The 22,008-nt window shown below is 69.4% G+C and carries 12 protein-coding genes, 1 tRNA gene and 1 pseudogene; 5 read left to right on the plus strand and 9 right to left on the minus strand.

Features of this window, described 5'->3' with window-relative positions; translation table 11 throughout:
• Positions 1-147 precede the first annotated feature (147 nt).
• Positions 148-642 carry a DUF3145 domain-containing protein gene (locus ACZ58X_RS21015; protein ID WP_360228547.1) on the minus strand — a complete coding sequence of 165 codons (495 nt, stop codon included), beginning with the start codon at positions 640-642 and terminating at the stop codon, positions 148-150.
• A 365-nt stretch (positions 643-1,007) separates the two neighbouring features.
• Positions 1,008-2,033, minus strand: coding sequence for an NADP-dependent oxidoreductase (locus tag ACZ58X_RS21020; RefSeq protein WP_470335126.1), 1,026 nt, complete (start codon positions 2,031-2,033; stop codon positions 1,008-1,010).
• A 107-nt stretch (positions 2,034-2,140) separates the two neighbouring features.
• Between ACZ58X_RS21020 and ACZ58X_RS21025 the strand changes: the two genes are divergently transcribed.
• Together ACZ58X_RS21025 and ACZ58X_RS21030 are read left to right on the plus strand one after the other, a co-directional pair.
• Positions 2,141-2,605, plus strand: a complete 465-nt coding sequence (locus ACZ58X_RS21025; RefSeq protein WP_470335127.1) for a MarR family winged helix-turn-helix transcriptional regulator — start codon at positions 2,141-2,143, stop codon at positions 2,603-2,605.
• 118 nt (positions 2,606-2,723) lie between these two features.
• Positions 2,724-4,217 (plus strand): LCP family protein, encoded by a 1,494-nt coding sequence (locus ACZ58X_RS21030; protein WP_470335128.1) that lies wholly within the window; start codon positions 2,724-2,726, stop codon positions 4,215-4,217.
• Here the strand turns inward: ACZ58X_RS21030 and ACZ58X_RS21035 are convergent.
• The 5 genes from ACZ58X_RS21035 to ACZ58X_RS21055 form a co-directional block, all read right to left on the minus strand.
• Positions 4,214-5,134, minus strand: coding sequence for a 1-aminocyclopropane-1-carboxylate deaminase/D-cysteine desulfhydrase (locus ACZ58X_RS21035; protein ID WP_470335129.1), 921 nt, complete (start codon positions 5,132-5,134; stop codon positions 4,214-4,216). The genes ACZ58X_RS21030 and ACZ58X_RS21035 overlap by 4 nt on opposite strands.
• 81 nt (positions 5,135-5,215) lie before the next feature.
• Positions 5,216-5,845, minus strand: a complete 630-nt coding sequence (locus ACZ58X_RS21040; RefSeq protein WP_470335130.1) for a GOLPH3/VPS74 family protein — start codon at positions 5,843-5,845, stop codon at positions 5,216-5,218.
• A gap of 51 nt (positions 5,846-5,896) precedes the next feature.
• Positions 5,897-6,124 (minus strand): type II toxin-antitoxin system antitoxin, encoded by a 228-nt coding sequence (locus tag ACZ58X_RS21045; protein ID WP_380401618.1) that lies wholly within the window; start codon positions 6,122-6,124, stop codon positions 5,897-5,899.
• Between the two features lie 10 nt (positions 6,125-6,134).
• Complete coding sequence (locus ACZ58X_RS21050) at positions 6,135-7,082, minus strand: SPFH domain-containing protein (protein WP_470335131.1); 948 nt, start codon at positions 7,080-7,082, stop codon at positions 6,135-6,137.
• An 855-nt stretch (positions 7,083-7,937) separates the two neighbouring features.
• The gene (locus ACZ58X_RS21055; protein ID WP_470335132.1) at positions 7,938-11,567 is read right to left on the minus strand and encodes a ricin-type beta-trefoil lectin domain protein; all 3,630 of its coding nucleotides are present in this window, start codon (positions 11,565-11,567) and stop codon (positions 7,938-7,940) included.
• A 551-nt stretch (positions 11,568-12,118) separates the two neighbouring features.
• Between ACZ58X_RS21055 and ACZ58X_RS21060 the strand changes: the two genes are divergently transcribed.
• From ACZ58X_RS21060 to ACZ58X_RS21070, 3 genes are all read left to right on the plus strand, one after another.
• Entirely contained in the window at positions 12,119-19,144 is a 7,026-nt protein-coding gene (locus ACZ58X_RS21060) for a polymorphic toxin-type HINT domain-containing protein (protein WP_470335133.1), read from the plus strand.
• A gap of 48 nt (positions 19,145-19,192) precedes the next feature.
• On the plus strand, positions 19,193-19,489 hold the full coding sequence (locus tag ACZ58X_RS21065; RefSeq protein WP_470335134.1) for a hypothetical protein: 297 nt from the start codon (positions 19,193-19,195) through the stop codon (positions 19,487-19,489).
• 335 nt (positions 19,490-19,824) lie between these two features.
• On the plus strand, positions 19,825-20,214 hold the full coding sequence (locus ACZ58X_RS21070) for a hypothetical protein (RefSeq protein ID WP_470335135.1): 390 nt from the start codon (positions 19,825-19,827) through the stop codon (positions 20,212-20,214).
• Positions 20,215-20,351: 137 nt separating this feature from the next.
• On the opposite strand, the pseudogene ACZ58X_RS21075 reads toward ACZ58X_RS21070, so the two are convergent.
• Positions 20,352-21,454: pseudogene (locus ACZ58X_RS21075) on the minus strand (tyrosine-type recombinase/integrase); the annotation flags it as partial.
• 417 nt (positions 21,455-21,871) lie between these two features.
• Positions 21,872-21,945, minus strand: a tRNA-Ile gene (locus tag ACZ58X_RS21080).
• Positions 21,946-22,008 lie beyond the last annotated feature (63 nt).

The following is a 22,008-nucleotide window of genomic DNA, read 5'->3' on the forward strand; positions in this document are numbered from 1 at the left end:
CGACCCCCCCCCCCCCCCCACCCCCCTCCCCCCACCCCCCCTCCCCCCCCCCCCCCCCCCTCCCTTCCCCCCCCCCCCCCCCCCCCCCCCCCCCCCGCGCCCCCCCCCCCCCCCCCCCCCCCCCCTCCGTCATGTCGTCCCGCGGGCTCAGACCACCTGGTGCAGCCAGCGCACCGGCGCGCCCTCGCCCGCGTAGCGGAACGGCTCCAGCTCGTCGTCCCAGGGCTTGCCCAGCAGCCGGGAGATCTCGGCCTCCAGGTCGGCCCCCTCGCTGCGGGCCCGCAGCAGGACGGCCCGCAGCCGGTCCTCGGGGATCAGGATGTCGCCGTGGATGCCCGTGACGGCGTGGAAGATGCCGAGCGCGGGCGTGCTGCTGTACCGCTCCCCCTCCGCCGTGGCGCAGGGCTCGCTGGTCACCTCGTACCGCATCAGCTGCCAGCCGCGCAGCGCGGAGGCGAGCTTCGAAGCGGTGCCGGGCTCCCCCTGCCAGGAGAGCTCGGCACGCCAGTGCCCGGGTGCGGCCGGCTGGCGGATCCAGTCCAGGCTCACCCGCACACCGAGCACCCCCGCGACGGCCCACTCGACGTGCGGGCACAGCGCGCGGGGCGCGGAGTGGATGTAGAGAACTCCACGTGTCGTCACCGGGACCTCCAGGCTGTGGACGAGGGTCGCCTTCCCCAGCTGCCTCGTGCCTGCAGTTGATCCACAGTTACCCACGTTAGCCGACATTAAGCTACTAAATTGAGCAAAACGGACAGGCTTTCGCTCAATGCTAGTCGAATCCTCAACGAGGTCTACCCCTCGGCCGGATCTCTCCCCCGAACGGCCCCATCGCCAGGCGGGACCACCGTACCGCGCGGCGCGGGGCGATGGATGACGCACTTTCGGATCCGGCCGGAATGCGGTAGTGCGACCGGATCCCCTGCGCCCTGCACGCGAACCGCCCCGCGCGCCCGGTCGGGGCGGCGGGGCGGGTTCGGCTCCGGATCAAGGACCCTGACGGAGGGTCAGCCGTCCAGGCGGACGACCATCTTGCCGGTGTTGACGCCGCGGAGCAGGTCGAGGAAGGCCTCGGCGGCGTTCTCGAAGCCGTCCACCACGGTCTCCCCGGAGCGCAGCTCGCCGGAGCGCAGCCAGCCGCCCACCTCGGCCACGAACTGCGGCTGCAGGGCGGCGTGGTCGCCGACCAGCATGCCCTCCAGGCGCAGCCGCTTGCCGATCGCCATCGCCAGGTTGCGCGGGGCGGCGGGCGGGGTGGTGTCGTTGTACTGGGCGATCGCGCCGCAGAGCACCGCGCGGCCGTGCACGCCGAGGGCGCCGATCGCGGCCTCCAGGTGGTCCCCGCCGACGTTGTCGAAGTAGAGGTCGATGCCCTCCGGGGCGGCCTTCGCGAGCTGCTCGGCGACCGGGGCGTCCTTGTAGTTGAAGGCCGCGTCGAAGCCGTACTCGTCCACCAGCTTGGCGACCTTGTCCGCCGAGCCGGCCGAGCCGACCACCAGCGAGGCGCCCTTGAGCCGGGCGATCTGGCCGACCAGCGAGCCGACGGCGCCGGCCGCGCCGGAGACGAAGACCTTGTCGCCCTCCTTGAGGGCGCCGACGGAGAGCAGTCCGGCGTAGGCGGTCAGGCCGGGCATGCCGAGCACGCCGAGGTAGGCGGAGAGTGGGGCGGCGGCCGGGTCGACCTTGACCGCGCGCTTCGCGTCCACGGTGGCGTACTCGCGCCAGCCGAGCCCGTGCAGCACGGCGTCGCCGGGGGCGAAGCCCTCGGCCTCGGAGGCGACCACGTAGCCGACCGCGCCGCCGTCCATCGCCTGGCCGAGCTGGAACGGGGGCACGTAGGACTTGACGTCGTTCATCCGGCCGCGCATGTACGGGTCGACCGAGAGGTGGGTGTTGCGGACCAGGATCTCGCCCGGGCCCGGGGTCCGGACCGGGGCCTCGACCAGGGCGAAGTCGGCGGGCACGGGCCAGCCCTGGGGGCGGGCGGCGAGGTGCCATTCACGGGCGGTCACGGGGGCGGCCTGCTCTGCCATGGAAGTGCTCCTTGGAGGGGGGTTTCGGCAGGTAAAAGGTTGAGCAACTGAAGTAACGATGGACATGAAAGGTTCATGTTGTCAACTTTTCAGGTAGACTCTGGGGCATGGACACCCAGCAGACCGAGGTCGCCACGCCGCAGTCCGACGAGATCACCCGCGAGGTCGTCGACCTGATGGCCAACCTGGTCGCCCTGTTCCACCGCGAGTACGAGGAGGCCGCCGCGGCCCGCTCGCTCACCGGCGCCCAGGCCAAGGTGCTCGCACTGCTGCGGCGCGGCCCGCTGCCGATGCGGCACATCGCCCAGACGCTCAGCTGCGAGCCCTCCAACATCACCGGCATCGTCGACCGGCTGGAGGCCCGCGGCTTCGTCACCCGGGAGGCCGACCGGCAGGACCGCCGGGTCAAGCTGGTCGCCGCCACCGAGACCGGCGCGGCCGCCTCCGAGGAGCTGCGCGAGTCGCTCAACTTCGCCCGCGAGCCGCTCGCCGCGCTCGGCCCGCAGGAGCGCACCGTCCTGCGGGACCTCCTCCGGCGGATGCTCACCGGCGCCGCCGGCCCCGGCGCGTGACCAGCATCACAGCCCCGCCGCCCGATTCGCCCGCCCCCAGGGGGTAACCGAACAGCCTTCCGGAACGTCTAACGTTCGAACATCGAACGCGAGAAACCTGAAGACGGGGGGCACGGGGATGAGCAGCAGCACGCGCCGGCGCCGCTACCTGCGGACCGCCATCGGCCTGGCCGCCGTTCTGGTGCTGTCGGTCGTGGGGGCGGGGGCCTGGTTCTACCACCGGCTGGACAACAACATCACCACCTTCGACGCGGGCGGCGTCGCCACCGAGCGCCCGCCGGCCCCCGTGCCGGCCAGCCCCGGCGCCCAGGTGCCGGTCAACATCCTGCTGCTCGGCTCGGACACCCGCGACGACGGGAACAACTCGCTGGGCGGCGGCGACGAGGGCGTCGGCAACTCGGACACCGCGATCCTGGTGCACGTCTACGCCGACCACAAGCACGCCGTCGGGGTCTCGATCCCCCGCGACACCCTGGTCACCATCCCGTCCTGCAAGCTCGCGGACGGCACCTGGACCAAGCCCCGCAACGACCAGATGTTCAACTCGGCGTTCAGCCTCGGCGAACTCGCCAAGGGCAACCCGGCCTGCACCCAGAACACCGTGGAGAAGCTCACCGGGCTGCGGGTCGACCACACCATCGTGGTCGACTTCAAGGGCGCCGCCGCGATGACCGACGCCATCGGCGGCGTGGACGCCTGCGTGCCCAACGACGTCAACGAGTACGGCATCCAGCTCAAGAAGGGGATGCAGAAGCTCTCCGGGAAGTCCGCGGTCGACTACCTGCGGACCCGGCACGGCATCGGCGACAACTCCGACATAGGCCGGATGAAGCGCCAGCAGGCCTTCCTCTCCTCGATGATCAAGAAGGTCCAGTCCCAGGGCTTCTCGCTGCCCACGCTGCTGCCGCTGGCCGACGCCGCCACCAAGTCGCTCACCGTGGACGAGGGCCTCGGCACCGCGATGAAGCTGGTGGACTTCGCCCGCTCGATGGAGGACATCAAGCTCTCCGACGTCACCTTCGTCACCGCCCCCTGGCGCTTCGCCGGGGAGCGGGTGCGGCTGGTCCAGCCGGACGCCGACGCGCTGTGGAAGCTGCTGCGCGAGGACCGCACCCTGGACGGGCAGAGCACCGCCGGCACCGGCGCGGCCACCGCCACCGCCTCCGCCTCGCCGAGCGCGGGCCCCGGGACGAACGCGCCGCTCACCCCCGAGCAGGCCGCCGCCCCGGTCACCGTGGTCAACGGCGTCGGCACCGCCGGCCTGGCCGGCTCCGGCGCCGAGACCCTCAAGGGACGCGGCTTCCAGAACGTCACCCTCGGCTCCAACAACCCCGGCAAGCAGCACACCGAGGTCTCCTACGACCCGGCGCTCAAGGCCGCCGCCGACCAGGTCGTCGCACTCTTCCCCGGCGCCGGCGCCGTCGAGGAGCCCGGCTCGGGCGCGATCACCGTCACCCTCGGCGCGGACTACCGGGCGGCCGGCACCCAGCTGAACTCGGTGACCGCGCCCTCGCCCACGGCCACCGCGCCCAGCGGGATCCCGACCGGCATAGCGGAGAACACCCGCGGCGCCGACACCGACCCCTGCGCCGACCTGACCTTCGGGTCCTAGGACCCCGTCCACTCCGGATCCGGCAGGCCGGTGACCACGGCCGTCAGGCGGGTGCCGGGTGCGAAGGCACCCGCCGCGGCCAGGTCGGCCAGCGCGGCGAGCAGCTTGGCGACGTACCGGAGTTCCACCGGGATGCCGTGGCGGCGATCGAACTCCGTGGCGAAGGCGGCGAGTTCGGCCGGGACCTTGCCGTAGCCGCCGCCGTGGTGGGCGTGGTCGATCCGCCAGTTGGCGAACTCCCGCCCGAACCCGGCCCGGTGCAGCCGGGCGACCTCCGCCTCCAGGTAGCCCTCGCCGCCGCGCAGTACGGCCACCCCGAGCGCCCGGGCGTCCGGCGGCAGGCCCGCCGCGATCCCGGCCAGGGTGCCGCCGGTGCCCACCGGGCAGCAGACCACGTCGTGCCCGGCCAGGTCCGGCAGTTCGGCCGGGATCGCGGCCGCACCGATCGCGGCCAGGGCGTTGGAGCCGCCCTCCGGGAGCACCAGGCAACGGCCCCAGCGGCGCTCCAGTTCCGTACCGTCGCCGTCGCCGGCCCGGCCGGTGGCCTCCCGGTAGGCGGTCCGGGTGAGGAACTCCAGCCGCATGCCGGAGCGTTCGGCGGCCCGCAGCGACCAGTTGCGCGGCCGGTCGGCCAGCTCCTCGCCGCGCACCAGCCCGACGCTCTCCAGACCGAGCGCGTCGGCGGCGGCCGCGACCGCCCGCAGGTGGGTCGAGTAGGCGCCGCCGAAGGTCAGCAGCCGGGTGTGCCCCTGCTCGACGGCGGCGGCCAGGTTCGGGGCCAGCTTGCGCCACTTGTTGCCGGGGACGGTCGGGTGCAGCAGGTCGTCCCGCTTGAGCCGCAGCTCCACCCCGGCCCGGGCGAACACCCCGTCGGTGCAGTCCACCAGCGGGGTCGGCAGCAGGGCGGGTTCGAGCATCCGGCCAGCTTACGGGCCCCGGACGCGCACCGGCCCGGACGCCCGTCCGGCGTCCGGGCCGGCAGGCGGCATCCGGGGGGATCAGGCCGCCCCGCCGTCCGCGTACTTCGCGTTGACGGCCCGGCGCAGGGCGCGCGGGACCGGCCCGGCGGCCGGGGCCAGCTTGTCGATCCGGGCCCGGAACTCGCGCCGTCGGCGCCAGGTCATGGCCGGGCTGAGCCGGGCCGCGTCGACCAGGGCGACCAGGGCCGCGTCCGCCGGGTCGACCCGGCTGAACGGGCCGCTCAGCGCCGACGTGAGGCTCGCCGCCAGCGTCTTGCGCATCCGGGGCTCCGTCAGGGTGACCCGGGCGACCGGGAAGAGCCCGAGCACCCGGTGCTCCTCGACCCGGATCCGCCCGGCGGCCGCGAGCCCGTCGCGGACCACCCGCGCCGACCTCCCCCGGCGCCCGATCCAGCTCCACCAGGTGCGCCGCCGCCCTTGGCGGATCTGCTCCAGCAGCGCGGCGGAGAGCGGGTCGAGCCCGCCGGTCGGGCCGTCGACGGCGGCCGGGTGCCGGCCGTCGTCACGGATCAGCCCGCGGCGCAGGAGCTCGGTGAGCGCCGCCGCCCGCAGGGCCAGGTCCAGGTCGGTCGTGCGGGTGAGCCGCCCGCGCTCGGGGTCGTAGGCGAGCAGGTAGAGCTTCTCGGGCAGATTGACGGGAAGGTCCATCTCGTTCTCCGAAGGATCTGGGACGATCTGCGGAGCGCCCGGCCGCTGCGGTCAGTCCTCGGCGGGACCGCCGTCCTCCGGGCTCTCCTTGGGCGGTCGGCCGCGCCGGGGAAGCCGGGCCGCGCCGCTGGGCATCCGGCCGGCCTCACCGAGGGCGCGGCGGAGCACGAACTCGATCTGGGCGTTGGTGCTGCGCAGTTCGTCCGCGGCCCACCTCGCCAGTGCGTCGTGAACCGAAGGATCCAGTCGCAACAGGAGCTTCTTCCGTTCCGTCGCCAACGCCGCGCCCTTACTGGTAGAGGGAGCCCGTGTTCACGACGGGCTGGGTGCCCCGGTCGCCGCAGAGCACCACCAGGAGGTTGCTCACCATGGCGGCCTTGCGCTCCTCGTCCAACTCCACCACGTCCCGCTCGGCGAGCCGGTCCAAGGCCTCCTCGACCATACCGACGGCGCCCTCGACGATCAGCCGCCGGGCGGCCACCACGGCCCCGGCCTGCTGCCGCTGGAGCATCACCTGGGCGACCTCGGGCGCGTAGGCGAGCCGGGTGATCCGGGACTCGACGACCCGCACACCGGCCGAGGCGACCCGGGCGGCGATCTCGGCGGACAGCTTGCGGGCGATCTCGTCGGCGCCGTCGCGCAGCGACAACTGCCCCTCGTGGTGGGCGTCGTACGGGTAGCTGGTGGCGATGTGCCGGACGGCCGTCTCGGTCTGGATGGCGACGAAGTCGACGTAGTCGTCCACCTCGAACACCGCCATCGCGGAGTCCTCGACCTGCCAGACCACCACGGCGGCGATCTCGATCGGGTTGCCGTCCGCGTCGTTGACCTTCGCGGTCTCGGTCTCGTGGTTGCGGATCCGCAGCGAGATGTGCCGGCGGCTGGTGAACGGGTTCAGCCAGCTGATCCCCTCGGCGCGGATCGTCCCCCGGTAGGTGCCGAGCAGCTGGACCACCCGGGCCGAGCCGGGCGAGACCACCGTCAGCCCGCAGAGCAGGACCAGCGAGCCGAGCAGCAGCAGCGGTCCGAGGACCACCAGCGGAACGCCCGAACCCTTGTTGCCGCCGGCGAGTTGGACCCCGCCGGTGATCAGTCCGGCGAGCCCGGCGAGCACGCCCAGCAGGGCGCCGCCCAGCACCGGCAGCCCCGGGGCGCCGGTGATCACCCGCTCGGTGACCTTCGGGGCCGGGAGGTCGAGGACGGGGCCGTCCTCGACGGAGACGTGCGGTGCGGTCATGGGACCGACTCCCCCCTTGTGCGATGTGCGCCGCGCGGACGTCCGCTGCAGCTGTCAAAGTGATATCACTTTTTTCGCGCGGTGCACCAGGGCCGGGACGGAAGAAACACGGGAGGGCGGCGCGGGGTTCGGCGCGAACGCGTCAGGGGACGCCGGGGCGATGCCCACGGCCGGGTGAATTCCGGCGCGCCACCGACCGGAAGAGGGGGCCGCGCTCTAGACTCTCCGTCGTCACGGGCGGTGAAGGCGCCAGTTCAGGCGCCCCGCCGACGAACGGTCGTACGACACTCGTCACGCGTCGCAGAGGTGGGGCGGGTGGGACTCGAACCCACGACCAAGGGATTATGAGTCGTCAGGCCACCCGCGCCACATTGCACTGCTTGGCACCATCCTGGGCGTTTCCCCAGCTCAGGAAGGTGCTAGCGGCCTTGTACTGCACTGCCTTGCATTCGGTTGCACCGTCACGCCGTTCCCATGACGTTCTCATCTGGGCAGGCCCGAAGAGCATCCGCCAGTCCATACCGCTGCCGAACGGCAAGTCAACGGGCTTTCAAACTGCGGACCAAAGGAGAACCTTTCCCAAGGAAAGTGGCTCTGGCTCCCAATACTTGGGGGCCAGAGCCACCTTCTCATGTCTGGTTCAACCCTACCGGGACCCGGAGCCGAGAACCCGCGCCCCGTGAAGACCCTGTACACCGAACGGCAGCCAGTGCGTTAGCAGGGCTTCTCCGCTCTCGCTGATCAGCGACGTGGAATGGGAAGCAGCGGGACCCGATGAAGGTAGAGGGTGGTGCAGGTACCCCTACCCGGCAAGCGGGTAGGGTGCCTGTCCGGGTCAGCTGGATGCTCTGGTGTTCAGCTGCGCACCAGGGCATTCCACTTCTGGGCAGGGCTGCCATTGCAGTCCCAGAGTTGGAGTCGGGCGGTGTTGGTTGTGGTGCCGCCGGGGAGGTCGATGCAGCGGCCGGATACCGGGTTGTAGAGGCTGCCGTCGGGCCGGGGGACGAAGGTCTGCTGCGGTGCGCCGTTGCCGCAGTCCCAGATCTGCAGGGGGGTGCCGTTGGCGGTGCCGCGTGCGGTGGCGTCGAGGCACTTGCCGAGGGCGCGGAGGCTGCCGTCGGGTTCGAAGGTCCATTTCTGGGCGTTGCTGCCATTGCAGTCGTACAGCTGGACGGCGGTGCCGTTGGCGTTGACGGCGTTGGCGATGTCCATGCACTTGCCGGTCTGGGCGGCGTAGGTGACGGGGCTGTTCTCGGCGTAGAGGCTCAGGGCGTTGACCCAGCCATTCGTCCAGGTGAAGTAGGGGTCGGTGGTGGTGGAGTGGCCCGTGAAGGTCTGGATGACGCCATTGGGGCTCAGGGCCCAGAGGGTGGGCGAGCCGATGCCGGTGAGGTCGCCGTCGGAGCCGATGACGGGCCAGTTGGCGCTGGTGACGCCGTAGCCGATCTTGGTGTCGGTGGCGATGCTTGTGAGGGTGGGGTTGTTGATGCTGCCGCCGTAACCGTCGCTGATGGCGATGGTGCCGGTGATGAAGGTGTAGGCGCGCAGGTCTCCGGTGCCTTGGTTGCGGGCCCACAGGCCGGGGTGGCCCTGGCCGGTCCAGTCACCGGGGGAGATCAGGTCCCAGCCCTTCCAGCCGGTGGCGGCGAGCTTGGTTGGCGAGCCGAAAATGCCGTCGCTGACCGTGGGGTAGAACCAGAGGGCGCCGGTGCCGTCCGGGCTGGCCTCGACGGTGAACAGGCCGGTGCGGTTGAGGAACTTCTTGCTGGTGTCGAGCTTGGTGGTGCTGGGGTCCCCGCTGGCGGCGATCTGCAGGGTGGTGGACCAATCGTTCGCGTTGTAGCCGGTGCAGTCCGTCAGCTTCGGGTCGCAGACGGGCTTGGCCAAGCGGCTGTTGGCGTCGAAGACGCCGGTGACGCCTGCGCTTCCGGGGTTTTGGTAGTAGTAGAGGCTCTGATCGCCGTCCTTGTGGACGATGAGGTCGTCGACGTTGTTTCCGCCGCGCAGGCTGCCGCGGTGGGTGATGCGGTAGTTGGCCCAGGAGTCCCCACCGGGGGTCTTGGCCCTCGGGGCTGCGAGCGGGGCCTTGGCCGCGGTTGCGGGGATGCTGTAGGCGCGCAGGTCGCCGTTGGGGTCGGCGGTGAGGATGTCGGGCAGGGCGTCGCCGGTGACGTCGCCGAAGGTCGGGGCGGGGCTGTTGGGGTTCCAGGGGGCGTAGAAGGCGTACTGCGCGACGGGTGAGAGGTTGCCGGCGTTGTCCTCGGCCTGGATGTAGAGGACGTTGGTGCCCCAGCGTCCGGCGGTCACCTGGATCTGGCCGGTGGGCATGGAGCTGCCGCACTGCCAGGTGGCGTCGACAAGCTGGGGGTCGAAGCTCCAGCGCAGGCAGACCACGCCGGAGGTGTAGCCGCCGCTGGGGTTGGGGTCAGTGGCGGTGAAGGGGATGCCGCCGCTCTGGCCGGCGTAGATCTGGGGGATCTGGCCGTTGCCGCTGGGCGGGAACTGCTTACTGGTGTCGGTGACCGTGGTGGGGAAGGTGAGGGTCGGAGGGGTGAGGTCGACCTTGAAGTAGCAGTTCGGTGTGGGAGCGGACCAGGTCATGCCGTCCACGAGGTCGGTGGCCTGCATGTCGTAGCCGTAGGCGTGACCGTCCTGGATCAGACCTGCGGGCAGTTGGAAGCTGGTGGTGCCACCGTTGCCGACCGGGGCCGTGGTGCCGCTCGCTCCGTTGGAGGAGTTGTAGTCCCAGATGTGGTCCCACGTCGCGGCCTGGGCCTGGGTGGGGCTGCTGACGGTGGCGTTGAGCCAGACGGCGTTGTTCTGGGCGGAGCCGGCGCCGAGCCACGCCCAGTGGCTGTTGTCGCCGTCACCGCAGGACTGGTTGGTCGCAGCGGGGCTGGCCGTGGTGGGGGCGGGCCACACCCCGGGGTTGGTGGGGACGTTGGGCACCCGGTCGTACATCACGGACAGCGCCGGCTGGTAGGTGAAGCGTTTGAAGGCGTACTGGTTGCTCTCGTCGCCGTAGAGGCCGAAGGTCAGCTGCCCGTAGTTGACGTACTGCTTCATCGCGCCGGTGATGTCGAAACTGAACGGCACGTTGCCGGAGCAAGCTTGGTCGTGTCCGGAGCCGCCCACCAAGGCCGTATCGCCGAGCTGGCCCCCCTGCTGTCCGGGCTGGTTGGACCAGGTGGTGCCGTTTCCGATCGGCCCGTTGGTGACGTAGAGGTTGAGCGGGTACTTGGTGGTGCAGGACCAGTCGGCGGAGACGTACTCCTGCATGGTCATCGTCGCGGAGTTGATGACCGCCCCGCCGAGCGAGCTGATGTCGAACTGGTAGAAGCTGCGCTCGATGTCGGCGGGTGAGCAGCTGCCGCCGTTGGGGTAGTAGCCGCACTTGCCGACGCCCGGGTGGTCGGCGGTCGCGGGGCCCTGGCGCATCCAGTTGTTGGAGGTGTGGGAGGACTGGACCCAGGTCCAGGAGTTGCCCGTCAGGGTCCAGGGCAGGTAGTCGGGGTCGATGTAGTACGGGGCGGTGCCGTGGGCCAGGAGGTCCTGGTCGGGGGTGAGGTCGATGCCGGTGTTGTCGGCCTTGACCGGCATGGTGGAGACCTTGGAGGCCGTCCCGGGGCCGGTGTCGGAGCCGACGGCCGGGGACTGCCCCGCATCCGTCGGCGTGGGGGCGGGTGCGTCTGCCGCGGCTGCCCTGAAGGTCAGGGCGGCCTTGGCCGCGGGCGCGGGCGCGGGGGCGGTTGGGGCGGGTGCGGTGGTGCTGTCCCACATCTGCGGGGTGCGGGAGACCCAGCGGGGCTTGCCGTCGTCGCCGACCATGGTGACGTTGCCGTGCTCGTCGCTCTTGACGGTGACACCGTCGAGGGTGGTCCCGAAGTGCAGGTTCTTCAAGACAGGGTTGGCGGCCGCCGTCTGGGTCTTGACGACCAGGACGGTGGTCAGGCCGCCGAGCTTGGTGGCGGTGACCTTGAGGTCGATGTCGGGGGCGACGGACGGGTAGACCAGGCTGTCACCGCTGACGGTGGGCGAGGGAAGCGCGAACGGGGCGGACAGCGCAAGCCTTTTCCCGTCCGCACTGGTCATCGTCGCTAGCGGCCCGTCCCCGCCCTTGGACAGCGCCACCTGTCCCGCCGCGGACTTGGGCGAGAACGTGCCGTCCTGGTTGGCCGCCAGGGTGGCGTCCAGCCCCTGCCACACCCCGCCCCGGCGAACGCGCTGCTGCTCCAGGTGGTTGGTGAGCGCGAGGTGGCCTTCGGGGGTGGCGATGGTCTCGCTGTACTCGGTCGTGAGCGAGTCGATCGGCACGTTCTTCTGCGTGGCCTTGGCCTCGGCGATGGCCTTCTCGGTTGCGCCGGCCGGTGGTCGTTCCTGCAGTTGCTTCGCGGTGATGGCGTCGATCGCGGCCTGCGACGGTACCGACGGTGCGTCGGCGGCGTGGGCATTGGGCCCCGAAAGGCCGATCGTGAGCGCAAGCACGGCTGTCGCCGCCAGGGCCCTGATTGGTCCACCGTTACGGCGGCGCGTTCTGTTCAAAACGGGAATCTCCCCCCAAAGAGCATTTCAAGGTCTGCAAGGGCACAGGCCAGAGGCACCGTAGGAGTCGGCACTGACATCCAGCCAGTTCAATTCGACGGCGAAGTCCCGACTTGCAGCAAATTGGGGCGAATCGTAGACCCACGTGAGAATCCTCACCAGTCACCGAGACTTGACTCTCCGTTATCGCTGTTCGTTAGCATCCGTCAGTTCGGATACAGGACTCGACTCCCGTGTTCGGGGGGTCGAATTTCTTTAGGAGATGTAAAAGAGTGTCATTTATACAACGGTCAGGCCTCAAGAAGGCAAAGGGCGGGGGGAGGAGACTACGGGCACGGCTGGCAACCGTCACGACGGCAGCTATCCTCGGCTCGCTCCTGGCGCCCCTGCCGATCGCGGCCGCGGCGGACGGGCCGGACTACTCGCGCAGATGGTCGCCACCGAACACCGCTCTTCCGAAGACGCCCTCGGTACCGGGGCAGAATGCCGCGCCGGTGCCGGCCGCGAAGCCGGAGCACCCGGTGCCGCCCGCGTGGACCCCGCCGAAGGGCCCGAACCCGCTTGCGGGCGGCCACGCCTCGGTGACCCTCGGCTCCGCGCCCGAGGCACGCCCGCTGGGCGACGGCGAGAAGCCGCAGGCCGGCGCGGAGGCCACGGCGTCGGGCCTGCCGGTCACGGTCGCACCGCTGGCCGGCTCATCGGTGGCGGGCCAGACGATCCAGATCGACGTGGCCGACACCAAGGCAGCGACGACCGCCGGAATCCCCGGTGTGGCGGTGACCCTCACCCGGCCCGGTTCGGGCGATGACGCGCCGGTGCGCCTGGGTGTCGACACCTCCAGCCTGGACGCCGCGTTCGGCGCGAACTGGGCGGCCCGGGCCCACCTGGTGGTCCTGCCCGGCTGCGTGACCACGACGCCGCAGGCCGCCGATTGTCGGAAGCAGATGCCGCTGGAGTCGCACTACGACCCGTCGGCGAAGAAGCTCGTCGCCGACGTCCCGCTGACCGGAACGGGCATCGCGAAGTCCTCGACCACTCCGACCACCAAGACCGCCACCGACGCCTCCGGCACGGCCCGGGCGGTGTACGCGGGGTCCACCACCACCTCGACCACGGTCGGCGTGGTGTCGGGGGCATCGAGCGGGGCCGGCACCTACGCGGCGACTCCGCTCAGCCCCTCCCAGTCCTGGGCCGCCGGCAGTTCGTCCGGCGCGTTCACCTACGGCTACCCCGTGCAGGTGCCGCCGGCGCTCGTCGGCTCGGCCCCGAAGGTGTCGCTGGCCTACGACTCCGCGTCGGTGGACGGGCGGACCTCCTCGACGAACGCCCAGGCCTCCTGGATCGGCGACGGCTGGGACCTCGGGGCCGGCTTCGTCGAGCGTTCCTTCAAGCCGTGCTCGCTGGACGGGATCACCGGCTCCGGTGACCAGTGCTGGGGCGGCGCGAACCTCACCATGTCCCTGGGTGGCCACTCCGGCCAGCTGGTGCCCGACGACTCCTCCTGCCAGTCCAATGCACCGGCGGCGATGGAGCAGTCGGCCTGCACCTGGCGGCTCAAGGACGACGACGGCACCAAGATCCAGTTCCTGACCGGAGCCACCAACGGCACCTGGAACGGCTCCTACATCAAGGTCACCGACACCGATGGCACGGTGTCCTACTTCGGCCTGAACCACGTGCCGGACGCGAACGGCAACCCGACCACACTTGGTGCGGACAGCGGCTCAGCGTGGACCGTCCCGGTCTACTCCCCCAACAGCGGCGACCCGTGCTACGACCCGGCCAAGGGCCAGGGCTCGTGGTGCCAGACCGCGTGGCGCTGGAACCTCGACTTCGTCGTGGACCCGCACGGCAACCTGACCACCTACACCTACGCCCCGGAGACGAACTACTACTCCCGCGGCGGTGCCCAGAACAACGGCAACGGCACCAGCACCGCCTACACCCGCGCCGGAGTGCCCGCCACCATCGGCTACGGCCAGCTCCTCTCGGACCAGTTGAACAGCAACGGCGCCTACAACCCCGCCGCGAAGATCGTCTTCAACACCTCCGAGCGGTGCATCACCTCCACCGCGGCCTGCGATCCGTCCCAGCGCACCGCGGCCAACGCGGCGAACTGGCCTGATGTCCCGCTGGACCAGCAGTGCGACGCCACCAACCCGTGCACCGTCTACGGTCCGACGTTCTGGACCACCAAGTGGCTGTCCTCCATCACCACCCAGGTGAAGGTCAACGGCACCTACCAGACAGCGGACTCCTACACGCTCAACCACACGTTCATCAACGTGCAGAACGCCACCGAGAACACCCAGGTCCCCTGGCTCGCCTCCATCCAGCGCACCGGCCAGGACTCCCAGGCCTCCGGCGGCTCGATCACGCTGCCGCCGGTGTCCTTCACATCCCAGCTGCTGCCCAACCGCGTGGACGGCACCAACCTGGTCCCGGCACCGCCGGCCTACAACCGGCCCCGCATCCAGCTGATCACCACCGAGACCGGCAGCACCGTCGGCGTCAACTACGCCCCCGCCGACTGCTCGCGGACGAACAACGTCATGCCGGCCTCCGCGGACAGCGACACCCGATCCTGCTACAACGTCAAGTGGAACCCGCCCGGATCGATCATCGGCGCGACGCCCGTGGACGACTGGTTCCTGAAGTACCCGGTCGCCAGCGTGACCGTGAACCCGGGCACCCCCGGTTCGATCCCGCAGGTCATTAACTACACCTACGGCAAGGCCGCCTGGCACCGCAACGACTCGGCCGCGATCCAGGACAAGAACCGCACCTGGGACCAGTTCCGCGGCTACGCCTCCGTCACCACCATCACCGGAAGTGGCAACGACGGTCCTCAGTCGCAAGGGTCGACCACCTTCTACCAGGGTATGGACGGCGACCTGCTCGCCAACGGCACCGCCCGCAGCGTCCAGGCCAGCGGCCCGATGAGTGGCAACGTCACCGACTCCGACTGGCTCTCCGGCCGTGCTCTGGAGTCCGACACCTACACCCAGGCCGGCGGCACCATCGCCGGCTACACGGTGCACACCTCCAGCGGGCCGGTCACCACGGCGACACACAACCAGGGCAGCATGCCTGCCCTCCTCGCCCGCTACGCGACCACTACCGCGACCACCACCAACCGGTCACTTAAGGCCGACGGCACCTGGCGCACCACGACGAAGACCACCACGACCGACCCGGCCCACGGCAACCGGATCTCCACCTCGACCGACACTGCCGACGGCCTACCGGACATCTGCACCCGCACCACCTACGCGTCCAACAACGCGAACCCACAGATCTTGGCTCTCCCCTCCGAGGTCATCGGGGTCTCGGGCGCCAACGCATGCACCGCCACGCCCACCGCCGCCAACACCACCGCCTGGACCAGGACGGCCTACGACGGCCAGCCCACCGGGCAGTTCGGCACCGCGCACGACGTGACGGCCCTACTCACTCTCGATCACTTCGACTCTGCGGGCACCCCGCAGTTCAGTGCGGCCAACTCGACGTACGACGGCTACGGACGCATCACCAGCACGACCGACCCCGACGCCACCGACAGCGCGCACCCCAACGGCGCAACCGTCACCACCGCCTACACTGCGGCCAACGCGGGTGAACTGCCCAACAGCATCACAGTCACCAGCCCGGCCCCGGCCGGCGCAAGCGACGCAGCCACCGGCCGCACCACCACCACCAAGTACGACGCCGCCCGTGCACTGCCGGTGGCGGTGACCGATCCCAACGGCCGCACGACCACCGAGGCCTACGACCAGCTCGGCCGCACGACCGGTGTGTGGCTGCCGGGCCGGGACACCAAGGCCGGCGCCAACAAGGCCTTCGCCTACACACTTCCGGGCGTGGTCAACGGCGCCGCCGTGCCCCCGACCGTGACCACCTCCGACCTGCAGGCGAACCCCAACCAGCAGGCGAACGACATCTACACCGTCAAGATCGACATCATGGACGGTGAGGGACGGGCCGTTCAGTCCCAGTCGACACCGGCCCTGTCCGCCTACAAGGGCCGACTGATCACCGATACGGTGTACGACTCCCAGGGCCGCGTCACCCGGGCCAACAGCCCCTGGTACAACGATCAAGGGGCGCCCAGCACCACACCGTTCAAGACACTCACAGAGAAGGTCCCGGCGCAGACATACAACGTCTACGACGGCCTCGGCCGCCCCGTGACGCAGCAGTTCGTCGCCTACGGCGTCACCCAGACCACAACGACCACCGCCTACCCCGGCGCCGACCGGACCGACGTCACACCGCCCACGGGCGCCACACCGACCTCGACCGTCACCGACGCACGCGGTCACAAGGCTCAGCTCTGGCAGTACAAGACCGCCACCGCCACCGGGAATCAGGCCGACGCGGACATCACCACCTACACCTACAACCCGGACGGCCACCTGGCCACGCAGAAGGACGCGGCGGGCAACACCTGGAGTCATGGCTACGACCTGCGCGGTCGGGAGACCTCGACCTCAGACCCGGACACCGGCACCGCCACCAAGACCTACGACGCCGAGGGCCGTCTCGCCACCACCACGGACGCGCGCGGCCAGACCATCGCCTACACCTACGACCTGCTCGGTCGCGTGACGGGCACCTACTCCGGTACGGCCGCGCCTGCCAACCAGCTGACCGGCTTCACCTACGACACGATCCTCAAGGGCAAACCCGCTACCTCGACCCGCTACGTCAACGGCGCCTCCGGTATCACCTACACCAGCTCCGTGCTGGCGTACGACACCGCCTACCACCCGACCAAGACCACCATCACGATCCCCGGCACCGAGATCGGCCAGGGCACCACCCCCTTCACCTACACCTACCAGGCGACCTACGACCCCATCTCCGGTGCACCGATCTCCGACAGGCGCTCGGCCGTCGGAGACATCGCCGCCGAGGTGATCAACTACACCTACGACCTCTATGGACCGCTGCGCAGCTATGGCGCGTTCGGAGGGGCCACCTACGACCTGTCCTCGGACTGGGACGCCTACGGCCGTAACATCCGCTCCACGGTGAACCCCTGGGGCACCCAGATTGTCCTCACAAACACCTACGACGAATCCACCGGCCGCCCACTGCAGCAGTTCGTCGACAAGCAGACCGCGGCCACCGGCGCCGTCCAGCAGCTCACGTACAGCTACAACCCCGCCGGACAGCTCACGGCGATCCGTGACATCCCGGACAACACCCCGTCGTCGACCGACCTCCAGTGCTTCGGCTACGACTACCTCGGCCGACTGACCAACGCTTGGACGGACACCGGCGCGCTCACCCAGGCCGCACAGCCCACGGTCGGCGGAATCGGCGCCTGCGCCAACTCCGCCCCCACCAGCGGCGCCCAGGCGCCTCTTCGGACGACGGTCGGCGGCCCCGCCGCGTACTGGCAGAGCTACGGCTACGACCTCACCGGCAACCGCACCCAGCTCGTCCAGCACGACCCGTCCGGTGACACCACCAAGGACACCACCACCAACCAGACCTTCCCGGCCCCCGGGACGGTCAACGCCCCGACCACCGCTGCCAACACCGGCGGCGGAACGGGTGGACCGCACGCCCTGACCGGCTCCACCACCACAGCGCCGACCGGCACCACCGGAACCAGCGCGCAGTACGACGCGGTGGGCAACACCACCGCCGTCACCGAAACCTCCGGTACCGCCGCCCTGGCCTGGAACAGCGAGAACAAGCTCGCCTCCTACACCAAGACAGGCACCGCCGGACCGACCACCTACCTCTACGACGCGGGCGGCAACCAGCTCATCCGCCGCGATCCCGGCAAGACCACCATCAACCTCGGTGGCGACGAGCTCGTCTACGACACCAACGCCAACACCGTCACCGGCGTCCGCTACTACCAGATCCCGGGCGGCATCACCCTGATCCGCCAGGGCGGCAAATCCACCTACCAGATCGCCGATCGCCACGGCACCGGCACCTTCGCCATCGACGGAACCACTCTCACCGAGGCCCGACGCCCCTCCGACCCGTTCGGCAACCCCCGCGGCACCCAGCCTGCCGCCTGGGCCGGCGACCACGGCTTCGTCGGCGGCACCAAGGACGACGCCACCGGCCTCACCAACCTCGGCGCCCGCGAATACCAGCCCACCACCGGGCGCTTCCTCAACCCCGACCCGATCATCGACCTCACGTCCCCACAGCAGTGGAACGCCTACGCCTACAGCAACAACAACCCCGTCAACCTCAGCGACCCGAGCGGACTCCGCCCCGACGGTGAGGTCGGCGGCTTCGGCAGCCAGGTCTCCCACGGACTCACCGAGACCTGGAGCCCCGACGGAAACGGCGGCTGGGACTGGCACGAGGACGTCGTCTACGGCGCCATGGGCCAGGACAAGCCGTTCGTCGTTCACAACACGGTCAACTTCAACGCCAGCAGCGGCAGGCGCAAGCCTGCTTCCTCCTGGTCGGTCGACGACGTCAAGCCCGGTGGCAACGCCACCTGGCACTCCCTCGCCCACCTCGTGGCCGAACTCAGCGGCGTGAACGACGTCCGGCGCTGCGCGGACGGGGACAAGGCCAGCTGCGCCTGGGCGGTCGTGGGCTTCACACCGATCGGCAAGCTCGGCAAGGGCCTCAAGCTCGCCGAGGAAGGCACCGAGGTCGCCGTTGGTGCGGCCCGGACCGGGGACGACGCCGCACGCGTGGCGGGGAAGGGGAGGGTCGAGGAGGCGGCCGAGAACGCGGCATGCCCCCTTCCCGGCGCGCTGGTTGGTGCGACCCACAGTTTCCCCCCGGGCACCAAAGTTCTTCTGGCAGACGGTACGGCCAAGGCCATTGAGACCCTCCAGATCGGTGATCGGGTCGAGGCAACGGACCCGATAGCCGGGAGCACCGATTCCAAGCCCGTCACACGCACCATTCGTACGCCAGACGATGAGCACTTCACTGACCTGACCCTTCGGGATGCTGATAACCGCATCGGATCTGAGAAGGCGGAGAACCTCACCAGTACCCAGCATCACCCCTTCTGGGACGAAACCACCCATCGCTGGACCAGTGCCTCGGACCTGCACCCCGGCGACAACGTCCGCACTGCAGACGGTCAGACCCTCACCGTCCTGACGGTAAGGAACTACGACGACGCCCCGCATGCCGCCTACGACCTCACCATCGCCGACCTCCACACGTACTATGTACTGGCGGGAAATACGCCAGTCCTGGTGCATAATAACTCGACGGCCTGTAAGGTCGGCGCAAATGGCTGGCCGATTCCCAACACGCGCAACTGCAAGGAGTGCGCCAAGATAATCCAGGACAAGATCGGTGGCGCGATCTATCATGTCAAGGATTCCATGGGCGCCCCGGTGCTCGGCCCGTCCACGCATGACCCGCTCGGGAAGTGGGCCGAGCATTTCGTGGTAATCAAGGATGGCACCGTCTATGACGGATTCACAGGCTCAAATGGCATGGCGTTCGAGCAGTATCGAAATCAGTGGAAGTACGGAGAATATCTAAACTTCACCCCCTGGGATGGCAAGTAAGGTATGGAATTTCGAGAGCTCTGTTTCCACCTGAAGAACCGTCGACGTATGTACGTGCTCGACGATCGCTATTCAACGGTGGTGGCGTTCCTTGAGGGATACAACGTGGCGCTCGATGGCGTGCCACTGTCCGGATTTCAGGACTGGGTTTCCCGCCAGATTCTGAACTCCTCTTGCTCTGTGCACTGGTCGTACGTTGTGGCCTCGACGCGCGCGCCTGGAATTCTTGATGCCAGGACCGGCATCGATCAGATTCCGGCCAATATCGAAATCGCCCTAATCGACGATCTGATCAGCCTGGTCGAGGCTTATCTTGACCGAGATACTCATGCGCCACCCCACTGATGCCTAGACATCAGCAAGCTACAGTAGAGTTCATAGTATGAGTCAGAGGCCCCATCGAATTTGGTGGGGCCTCTGGTGTATGAGGCTGTGCATAGAGCAGTCCCACTGCCGTCAGCCATCGGGTGCTATCAAGGTGTTCCGTGACGAGCTTTCAGAGCAGGCCGCAGACCAGGTGCAACCACGGTCACGAACCTCTCCACGTACTATGCACTCGCTGGAACAGTGCGGGAACGGATGGTCCAATGGGGCGACTCCGCGCCAATGCAATTGCTAGCGAGAGCGTGTCAGACTGAGATGGTCGACATGGAGCATGTAACAGACAATGGAGTAGCAGCGTGAGCCCTCGACCCGAGGGGATAGATCCCCCGGTCATCAGCGGCCTCAGGGCTCGCGAGGTCTTCGAGATTGTCGACGCTGAGGGAGTAGTTGAAGCCCTTCAGATCGCGTTCCAGGATGGCTCGTCCGCAGTATTCACAGCCTGGACGGACTGGTCACTTCTAGTCAATCAGAGGTCGGACCAGAGCATTCCGGACTACCTGCGGCCGGGGGGTGAATATACTCAGCGATCGGTCGGGTTTGATATCCCGGAAGATGGTCTGGAGATTCTCTCTGTGACTTCAACGGTCGACGGGGTCGGGGCTCTCATTGGTGCCGATATCGCAGTGGATGAGCATCTCGTCTCCGTGAGGTTGGTTGGCGGCGAACTTGCGCTATCCATTCAGTAGAGTCGGGAACTCGCGGCCCCAGATCCCAGTGGGACCAAGGTTTCTCTGATTGCCGATCTGGCGCGTGAAGACGCCCTCCTGGAAATGCTTCCAGGAGGGCGTCTTCAGTGCTTTGACGGCAGTAGTTGACGGCAACGTCAACGGACGGGTGCTGCACAAAGTGGCGGGTCGTCGCCGTCGTCGGGCCGGGTCGCAGGGTCGCGGAGGGCGTTGCCGAGGAAGTCGATGGCGTCGCGCTGGAGGCGGAGGCGGACGTGGGCGTACACCGTCGCGGTCACCCCGATGTGGGCATGACCCAACAGTTCCTTGATGACGACGAGTTCGACGCCCTGTTCCAGGAGGAGGGTCGCCGCCGAGTGCCGGAGGTCGTGGAAGCGGATGCGGCGGAGCCTGGCCCGGCGGAGCAGGGCGCTGAAGTGCCGGGTGAGCGTGGCCCCTTCGATGGGGGCTCCGTTGGGCCGGGTGAAGACGTAGCCGCTGTCCTTCCAGCCGGTGCCGGCCGCTTCGCGTTCCTGGCGCTGCTGGTCACGGTGCTGCGCAAGGGGGCGCAGGCACGGTGTGGGCAGAGCGATCCGCCGCTCCGAGCTCTGGGTCTTGGTGGGCGGAGCGGTCAGGCCACCGGAGTTGGTGCGCTGGAGGTGCGGGAGATGCTCCCGGTGCCGCTGGCCAGCTCGAGGTCTTCCCACGGCAAGCCCAGGAGTTCGCCCTTGCGCAGTCCGGTGCGCAGGGCGAGTTCGAACAGCGCGTGCAGCCGGTGTCCGTGGGCGGCGGCCAGGAACTGGCGGGCCTCGTCGGCGGTGAGGGGTTCGAAGCGGCGGGGTGGGGGTGTTCCCATGCGCGCGTTGCGCGCGACGTTGCGCGGGATCTTTTCCTCCCGGACGGCGCGCTCCAGGGCGGACTTGAGCACGGAGTGGATGTAGGCGAGGGTCAGCGGAGAGAGCTGCTTGCCGCAGCACGTGCCAGCCGCGCAGCATCGGGGCCGGTCGCGGGCCGCGTCGAGGCCACGGGCGCAGCATTGGCGGGTGGTGCGGAGCTGGTTGAGCCAGGCGCGCACATCCTTGGCGGTGAGCTTGGCGAGCTTCCTCTTTCCCAAGCCGGGGATGAGGTAGCGGTTCGTGCAGGCGGTGCACCGGGTGTGGGTGTTCTCGCGGAGCTGGTGGACGGCGACATTCTCCAGCCAGTACCTCAGGTACGCACCGAGGCTGCCCTGGGCAGACACCACGGGGACGCCTCGGTTGCTGGTCCGGCAGGGCGTACAGGGAGGAAGTTGTCGACGGCGGTGCCCACGCCCCCGTTGGTTCCGGCGGCGGCGTTGCAGACGCCGTCGGCGGAGGCGAATGGGAATGTGAACCGCTTGACGAGGCCGCCGCCGATGACGGTGTCGTGCTCGCGACCCGAGGCACTGCCCGCCCGGGTCGTCCCGCCGACCGGCGCAGGGGCCGGGGGACTGTGTCGATCAGCCCGCGGGACGAGACCGCTCGGCCCGCAAACGCGCAGCTCAGCGCGGCCGAACGTCAGTGTCACGTTCCCATGCGGGTGAACTTGGGCGTGTAATCACCGTCACCCGGCGGCCTCTCGCCTACAGTTCTCGCAGACGATTTCGACATTTCCGCAGGTCAGTGGCCCGGCCTCGCCGGACTGTGCATCAGACCATCGGTGGGGCGGGTGGGACTCGAACCCACGACCAAGGGATTATGAGTCCCCTGCTCTAACCGGCTGAGCTACCGCCCCGGTTCGCCGCGCGCGCCGGTCGTCGGCCACGGCAGCAGCAGACGGCCCCGCGAGGCCGTCCCG

This window comes from Kitasatospora sp. NPDC040550 (assembly GCF_055594965.1).